Annotated in this window: 9 protein-coding genes; 5 read left to right on the forward strand and 4 right to left on the reverse strand. The window is 57.6% G+C overall.

Going from position 1 to position 7,251, the window contains the following annotated elements; translation table 11 throughout:
- On the reverse strand, positions 1 to 203 hold a 203-nt coding region (locus tag DCO47_RS27165), incomplete at its 3' end, for a hypothetical protein (RefSeq protein ID WP_218279824.1).
- Between DCO47_RS27165 and DCO47_RS24610 the strand changes: the two genes are divergently transcribed.
- Both DCO47_RS24610 and DCO47_RS24615 read left to right on the forward strand, forming a co-directional pair.
- Entirely contained in the window at positions 191 to 976 is a 786-nt protein-coding gene (locus tag DCO47_RS24610) for a sulfite exporter TauE/SafE family protein (protein ID WP_042609141.1), read from the forward strand. The genes DCO47_RS27165 and DCO47_RS24610 overlap by 13 nt on opposite strands.
- 186 nt (positions 977 to 1,162) lie before the next feature.
- Entirely contained in the window at positions 1,163 to 1,723 is a 561-nt protein-coding gene (locus DCO47_RS24615; RefSeq protein WP_116659119.1) for a DUF4174 domain-containing protein, read from the forward strand.
- Between the two features lie 65 nt (positions 1,724 to 1,788).
- Here the strand turns inward: DCO47_RS24615 and DCO47_RS24620 are convergent, their stop codons facing one another.
- Complete coding sequence (locus DCO47_RS24620; RefSeq protein ID WP_116659120.1) at positions 1,789 to 2,418, reverse strand: TIGR02646 family protein; 630 nt, start codon at positions 2,416 to 2,418, stop codon at positions 1,789 to 1,791.
- Positions 2,411 to 3,772 (reverse strand): AAA family ATPase, encoded by a 1,362-nt coding sequence (locus DCO47_RS24625; RefSeq protein ID WP_116659121.1) that lies wholly within the window; start codon positions 3,770 to 3,772, stop codon positions 2,411 to 2,413. Before DCO47_RS24625 ends, DCO47_RS24620 begins: the two co-directional genes overlap by 8 nt.
- Before the next feature lie 487 nt (positions 3,773 to 4,259).
- Between DCO47_RS24625 and DCO47_RS24630 the strand changes: the two genes are divergently transcribed.
- A complete protein-coding gene (locus tag DCO47_RS24630; RefSeq protein WP_039763404.1) occupies positions 4,260 to 4,589 on the forward strand; it encodes a DUF6124 family protein in 330 nt (109 codons plus the stop codon).
- Between the two features lie 16 nt (positions 4,590 to 4,605).
- A complete protein-coding gene (locus DCO47_RS24635) occupies positions 4,606 to 4,872 on the forward strand; it encodes a hypothetical protein (protein ID WP_016775363.1) in 267 nt (88 codons plus the stop codon).
- A 99-nt stretch (positions 4,873 to 4,971) separates the two neighbouring features.
- Here DCO47_RS24635 and ampC read toward each other — a convergent pair whose 3' ends face one another.
- Positions 4,972 to 6,138, reverse strand: coding sequence for a class C beta-lactamase (ampC, locus tag DCO47_RS24640; RefSeq protein WP_116659122.1), 1,167 nt, complete (start codon positions 6,136 to 6,138; stop codon positions 4,972 to 4,974).
- A 159-nt stretch (positions 6,139 to 6,297) separates the two neighbouring features.
- On the opposite strand from ampC, the gene DCO47_RS24645 reads away from it, so the two are divergent.
- Positions 6,298 to 7,170 carry a LysR family transcriptional regulator gene (locus DCO47_RS24645; protein WP_116659123.1) on the forward strand — a complete coding sequence of 291 codons (873 nt, stop codon included), beginning with the start codon at positions 6,298 to 6,300 and terminating at the stop codon, positions 7,168 to 7,170.
- Positions 7,171 to 7,251: the final 81 nt, after the last annotated feature.

Genomic DNA, 7,251 nt, shown 5'->3' on the forward strand with positions numbered 1-7,251 from the left:
TCGCGATAGCCGTCTTTCAGATTTTGATGAGCCGACAGGCACTCCGCTATCGCGAGCAGGCTCACTCCTACAATTTTAATCCCGGGTAAATTCGATATGGCATAACCATAGACCGCATCGATATATGTGGTTACATGAAAAATCGCTATGCTGCGGGCCAGATTTTTCCTGTCGTTTTCTGGACGTTTGAATGGAATTGGCAAATTTCGGCCTGGTGATTGCCGGGCTGGTGGTGGGGTTTATCGTCGGCATGACCGGTGTCGGCGGCGGTTCGTTGATGACGCCGATTCTCCTGTGGTTCGGCATCAACCCGGCAACCGCGGTGGGCACCGACCTGTTGTATGCGGCGATCACCAAATCCAGCGGCGTCCTCGTTCACAGGAAAAACAACAACATCGATTGGGCCATCACCGGCTGGCTGACCCTGGGCAGTGTGCCCGCTGTGGCCATGACCCTGTGGTTCCTCAGCACTCTGCACACCGCGCCGGAAGCGATGAACGCCATCATCAAACAGGCGCTGGGCTTCGTCCTCTTTGCCACGGCGCTGGCAATCTTTTTCAAGAAACGCTTGCTCGAATTCGCCCACAAACGCGCGGGTGGCAACTACAACCCTAGCGGTTCGCGGCTCAACGTGATGACCGTGATCACCGGGCTGATCCTCGGCACCATGGTTGCCCTGACCTCGATCGGCGCTGGCGCACTGGGCACCGTCGCGCTGTTCATCCTCTACCCGTTGCTGCCAACCCGCCGCCTGGTCGGCACCGAAATTGCCCACGCCGTACCCCTGACCCTCGTCGCCGGCCTCGGCCACGCCAGCATGGGCAACATGGACTGGGGCGTGCTGGGTTTTCTGCTGATGGGCTCACTGCCGGGCATCTGGCTCGGCAGCCACCTGACCGGCCGCATCTCCGACGAAGTCCTGCGCCCGTGCCTGGCAACGATGCTGGTGTTGATTGGTTACAAGTTGGCGTTCTGAGTCAGCCTGGAGAAAACACTTCCTGTGCAGCGGCCGTAGGGAGGTGCCGATGATCGCTTACGTCATGTTGCGCAAAGTTCTCCCTGACCTAAGCTTCTGACAGGGCAATGCCTTTTTGCCAGACACCGCCGGAACAATCGCCACGATGCGCAATCAGTAGTGCGTGGATATCAAAAGGAGATGCGCATGCTCATCAGGTCCCTGACCCTGACCCTCTTGCTGGCAATCGCCGGCCCCTTGTTCGCCGCCGACAGCGATTCACCCCTGGCCGGGGACGTGGGCCGCGCCCGTCCGCTGATCGTGATTGCGCAAAGCACCGTTGACCCGGTGTGGCTGAGCCTGAAAAAGTCACTGGAAGACCCGGCGAACAAAAAGGGCGTCACCGACCGCAACATCAAGGTCTACACCATCCTCAGTATGTCCGGCCAGCTCGACGGCAAGGACATGGGCCAGCAGGACACCATGGCCCTGCTGCGCTCGCTGAAGCTCGGCGCCGGCGCTTATCCAAAAGTGTTCCTGGTGGGCAAGGACGGCGAAACCAAGCTCTCCGCCTCGGGTGACGAAGCCAAGGCATTGAGCCTGGCGAAGATCTTCGAAACCATCGACGCCATGCCCATGGCCGAAAAAGAAGCCGCCGCTGCGGCCGCCGCACAAACGCCTGCCGCCACCGAGCCGGAACCGGCCAAAGGCGCGAAGGGCAGCAAACCGGCCAAACCGAGCAAGCCGCCGCAGATGCCGGATGATTGATCGGTTTTTGGGAGATGTTTCATAAGTGTAAAAAGGGGCAAGAAGATTTATCTTCTCGCCCCTTTTTACACTGGCATCTGGCGAATGATGTTTACTAGCACGGGCGAGAAGGGTTCGAGCTTTTGCGCTTTCGGCAGAAGTAAATCATCCAGGAGCAGGTCGAGTATTTCCTTGTCCTCAATCTCCGGCAACTCGCCAGGTTCGACCCCAACCTTATAAATCAGCGCTTCAACCAAGGTTCTTCTTCTGCCGATAAGAGCGCGATTGCTCTCTTCGGTGTGGCCGAGATTCAACGTTTCTATGGCATCTTTTGCGCGTGCAGTTTTTCCCGCGACCAAGCCCGAAAGGTAAAACTTGAGTTCGGTTTCACACTCATCCATGAAAGGAGTCAGCCCCAACGGCTGCGTTCCTCGACCGTGCCCGCAATGAGGGCGATTCTCGCAACTGGCTACGATGTTGGTGAAATCCAATGTGCGGTTGTGGACGCGATTCTGAGCTTCAACATGCTCATTGTGGGAACCATCGACCGTGATGGACTGACAGCAATAAGCGCACAGCCCGAACTGCTCGGTGACGCAAGCGGCCCTGACGGTTTGACGTTCTTCGTGCGGAAGGTCAGGGTAGGTGGCGGTCTTGTTTTTCAGCTTCCATTTCGCAAATGAATCCGGCTCAGCTCCTTTGATTATCTTACGCACGACGCAACTCCAGCTTGCGGATCAGTAGAGCGGCTTTCGCTAGCTCGATATGACCTTCGGGGAGCTCTGAGGAGAGCTCAGCGAACAGCAATTTGGCTTCGTCCAGATTTCCGTCCTGTACTTCCTTCAGAAGCCGATTGAGGCGCTTCTGCACGTCGCTGTTGCGGATATCGGTGTCCATGACTTCCAGCAGTATTTGATTGGCGTCGAGTCCGTAAAGGCCGTTGTGTTCGTGGAGTTCGCCGTCATTGAGGACGTACACCAGAACATCTTTAGCGTCACTGATGACCAGCGGTGAGTGGGTGGTCAAGACGAACTGGCAATTCGGAAAAGTCTCACTCAACTGACGGATCAGGCTGCGTTGCCACTTCGGGTGTAGGTGCAAATCGACCTCGTCGATGAGCACGATGCCGTCACCGTGCAGTGGATTGTCGAGGGACTGGTTCATCATCGCCAGGCGACGCGCGATGTCGCCGACCAGCGCCATCATTGATTTCTCGCCTTGCGAGAGCTGAGCGACGTTGAGAGTGACGCCGTTCTTATCGATGGCCATGTGCAGGCGCGGTTTGCGCTGGACGCGCAGGTTAGTGAACCCGGGCATGAACGCCGCGATGGCCGAGCGCACGGCTGCCAGCTGGCGGTCTCGAGATGAGGCTTTCAACTTGGCAAGAGTTTTCCATACGTCGCTGTCGGTACCGAATTTTTCCGAGATTTCGGCCAGCGCAGTGTCGGAAATTCCGGTTTCGTTTTCGCTGTCCTCGCGCTCGCGGAACCATTCGAAGAAACGACGAAAATCGACGCCCCGATTAAGCGAGTTGTCGTAGCCGTCGAGTTGATCGAATGTATGTTTGGTGCGGATTTTCAGCGGGATTTCTAAAACGGAGCGTTCGACTGGGTAGTAGGCGATGAGCGGGAGGGAGGCCTTGTCGTTGGCTGTCAGTCGGGTGCGGTAGTGATCTGCAAGCAAGCTTGCTTCTGCTAAAGCACTATGAGGAGATGACTTCCGTCCCTGTTTCCCACGGGCGATGCTCCATACGTAGTAAGGGTCTTCAGGATCACCGTCAACATTATGGGGGTGAGAACTATCTGCTACAGCAAGAGTAACTACAGAACCCATCGCCCCATTGCGAATGTCCTCTTCTGCTAGATGATTGCCTATGCCTTTCTCGGTACGGATCCGTGCGACCAGCCAACTCAACGAAACAGCCAAGGATTTGAGGAGAGTCGTCTTTCCGGCTCCGTTGTTGCCAACTAGAACTGTGACGTTTGATGAGTGTTTTTTGGTGGGAGCCAAATCAATGCTCAACCTCGTGAATCGACCAAAATCCACAAGTTTAAGTTTGGTAATTTCCATTACAACGCCCTTCGAGGGTCAGTCGGTTCAAAAAAAATGCAGCACATTATGTCATTCCCACACACAGATTAATTCGATGCATTGTAGATACAACGAATTCATCCGCTAATCAAAACTCGTTGCAGCATGTGCCTGCTGAAACGTCTGACGCCAATACCCTTCAAACCCAGTGGATTTTTCCTGCAAGACGCGGCGGCCGTGGTGAACTGGTGCGTTGTGGCGCAGGGGGATAACCTCTTTTGGCCGCTGAAAAACACAGTGGTCGGATGTGGAAGTCCGGTGATTCCCGAGCGCGCGTTGCGCCTGTAGACACATGTTGGTGGTTTTTATGCCAACATTGTTTGCTTATGGCAGCTATGCGCAGGAGCACTCTCGAGTGCACCGGGTTCCTCGGGCTTCCCCGGACTTCCACACCTGCGCAAAGCTGCCACCCTCTCGTGGAAGTGAGTTCGGCAGTTTTTTCTTTAAATGTCCCGAGGATTTATTAATGAAAAAACACACTCCAAATCCCCCCGAATCCCCCATGGATTCAAGCTCCTTCGACTCCAATAACCCGCGTTTGCGCCACCCCGGCCAACCCGATCCCATCAGCCACGTCTTCACCATTCTCCCCGACATCGACACGGCGACACTGCTGAGCCATGCCTGCGAAACCCTTGCCTCACTGAACGTACTGACCACCGACCTTGCCTGTGAATTGAGCGGTGCGCAGCGCAGCCTGACGTTGTCGATCCAGCAGTTGGCGGTGGTCGGTGAACTGCTGGTCAACCGCGCGCTGGACAATCTCGATTCACCCGCAACGGCGACTCAACATTGAACAGGGAGGTTCTATCATGGCGCGCTACATACCGATCACCGGGATTGACTGCAAAATTCCCTGTGTGCTGATCGACAGCGAAGCCCCCATCGACGTGTTGCACGGCACCGCGGCTTACCGCTTGCGCTGTGTGACGCAGCTGATGGAGAGCCTTTCGCTGGACGAGGGCAAGGGACACGATGCATTGCTGTTGCAGGATTTCGCCCGGGTGCTGGCGATTCCGTTGCGCGATAGCTGTGACTTGATGGATGTCATTGGCTGGCGCTTGCAGGCGCAGCTTTAAGCGCTGAAACGAAAAAGATCGCAGCCTGCGGCGGCTCCACCATCAACCGAGTGAAAACCCGATCCTGTAGGAGCCGCCGCAGGCTGCGATCTTTTGCTCTTAATCCGCCAGCGCCGCGAAAACCGTATGCGCAATCTTCACCCGTTCGGCATTCGGGTAATTCTTGTTGGCCAGAATCACGATACCCATATCCCGCGACGGCACGAACGCCACGTACGCGCCAAAGCCCCGCGTCGAACCGGTCTTGTTGAACAGCACGTTGGCCGGTTCAGCTTGCGGGGGGTTCAGCCACTCGACTGTGTGCGGCTCCATGGCCATGGGCGTGGAGTTGCCGTTTTGCAGTTTTTCCAGGCTGATCGGGTAGGCGTAGCGCTCCCAGCCGAGGCCTTGGGTCATGTCGCCGACGCGGTAATAACCGAGGTGTGTGTTGGCGATGGCTGTGTGCAGATCGGGCGCGAGGCTGGCCGGTTTCAGCTGTGCCTGGACATAGCGCAGCAGGTCGGCGGCGCTGGTTTTGATGCCGTAGGCCTCGGCGTCAAGGGCGCCGGGGCTGACGCGCACTGGTTGGTCGGCGCTGTCGTAGCCTTGGGCGTAAAGCTTTGACTGCGCTGACGGCACGCTGAGGAAGGTGTGCTGCAAACCGAGTTTCGGCAGCAGGGTTTGCGTCATTGCCTGGTCGAATGGCTGGCCGAGGCTTTTGGCCGTCAGGTAGCCGAACAGGCCCAGGCTCGGGTTGGAATACAGGCGATGGCTGCCAGCGGGAAACTGCGGTTTCCATTGTTGGTAATAGCCGAGCATCTTGTCGGAAGAATCCGCCTCAGCGGGGAATTGCAGCGGCAGCCCGCCGGCGCTGTAGGTGCCCAGTTGCAGCACGCTGATGTTGTCGAAGGCGCTGCCCTTGAGCTCGGGCCAAAGCTGGCTGGCCTTGCTCGACAGGTCGAGTTTGCCGGTGGCCTGGGCGTAACCGGCGAGGGTGGCGGTGAAGGTTTTGCTCACTGAGCCGACCTCGAACAGGGTGTTTTCGCTGACCTTTTGCCCGGTGTCTTTGGCAGCGACTCCGTAATTAAAGTAATGAACCTGGTCGTTCAGGGTGATCGCCACGGTCAGCCCGGGGATGTTGTTTTGTTGCATCACCGGGGTCACGGCTTGGGCGACCAGTACCTGCAATTGCGCATCGCTCGGCGTGGCGGCATGGCAGGCAACGCTGCCGAAGAACAGGGCGAAAGTGCTGTAGGAAAAGGCCTTGCTCGGTTTGAAGGAACGCATGAGTGAGTCACTCTCCATGAGTGTCGATTGTTGTATACCGCTACACTGCGGGTGATTTTTCATCGGGCGGCTGATCAGCGCGGTTAATTTAGGCACTTCGCCGGCCCTCGACAAACGATGAAAACTCGGACGAGCCATTAGAAAAATTCTGGACAGCGCATGATTCGACCACAACTGCCGCTCAACGCTCTGCGCGCGTTTGAAGCCTCGGCACGCCACTTGAGTTTCACCCGCGCGGCCGTCGAGCTCTGCGTGACGCAAGCTGCCGTAAGCCATCAAGTCAAAAGCCTGGAAGCGCAACTCAACCTGACCTTGTTCAAACGCTTGCCCCGTGGGCTGATGCTGACCAGTGAAGGCGAGACCTTGCTGCCGGTGCTCACTACCTCATTCGATCATATTGCGCAGATGCTCGAGCGTCTGGCCGGTGGGCAGTATCGGGACATGCTGACGGTCGGCGCGGTGGGCACGTTTGCCGTGGGCTGGCTGCTGCCGAGGCTGGCGGACTTTCGGGCGAAATATCCGCTGATAGATTTACGCTTGTCGACCAATAACAACCGGGTCGATGTGGCGGCGGAGGGGCTGGATTACGCGATTCGTTTCGGCGCCGGCGCGTGGCATGGCATCGAGGCAACACGCTTGCTCGATGCGCCGTTGTCGGTGCTGTGCGTGCCGGAAATCGCTCGGCAGCTGCATGCGCCCGCTGACCTGTTGCAGCAGACGCTGCTGCGTTCCTACCGCACCGATGAATGGCCGGAGTGGTTTCACGCGGCGGGTCTGGCGACGCAAGCAGCGCCACCGCAAAGCATCGTGTTCGATTCGTCGCTGGCCATGATGGAGGCGGCATTGCAGGGCGGCGGGGTGGCGTTGGCACCTCCGCTGATGTTCGCCCGGCAACTGGCGGCGGATGCGATCTGCCAGCCGTTTGCGATCGAGATCACCACCGGCAGTTATTGGCTGACGCGGTTGCAGTCGCGACCCGAGACAGCGGCGATGAAAGCTTTCAAGGCGTGGTTGCTGCAAATCTCTGGTTAATGCAAATCCCTTGTAGGAGTGAGCCTGCTCGCGATAGCGGTGTGTCAGTTGATATCAAAGTTGACTGACACACCGCTATCG

Source organism: Pseudomonas sp. NDM, from assembly GCF_003105095.1.
In the GTDB taxonomy this organism is placed as follows: domain Bacteria; phylum Pseudomonadota; class Gammaproteobacteria; order Pseudomonadales; family Pseudomonadaceae; genus Aquipseudomonas; species Aquipseudomonas moraviensis_A.

Bases quoted from the DNA above. Each gene is read 5' to 3' on its own strand.
- DCO47_RS24610 (WP_042609141.1), top strand. From the start codon at position 191: ATGGAATTGGCAAATTTCGGCCTGGTGATTGCCGGGCTGGTGGTGGGG.
- DCO47_RS24615 (WP_116659119.1), top strand. From the start codon at position 1,163: ATGCTCATCAGGTCCCTGACCCTGACCCTCTTGCTGGCAATCGCCGGC.
- DCO47_RS24625 (WP_116659121.1), bottom strand. From the start codon at position 3,772: ATGGAAATTACCAAACTTAAACTTGTGGATTTTGGTCGATTCACGAGG.
- DCO47_RS24630 (WP_039763404.1), top strand. From the start codon at position 4,260: ATGAAAAAACACACTCCAAATCCCCCCGAATCCCCCATGGATTCAAGC.
- DCO47_RS24635 (WP_016775363.1), top strand. From the start codon at position 4,606: ATGGCGCGCTACATACCGATCACCGGGATTGACTGCAAAATTCCCTGT.
- ampC (WP_116659122.1), bottom strand. From the start codon at position 6,138: ATGCGTTCCTTCAAACCGAGCAAGGCCTTTTCCTACAGCACTTTCGCC.
- DCO47_RS24645 (WP_116659123.1), top strand. From the start codon at position 6,298: ATGATTCGACCACAACTGCCGCTCAACGCTCTGCGCGCGTTTGAAGCC.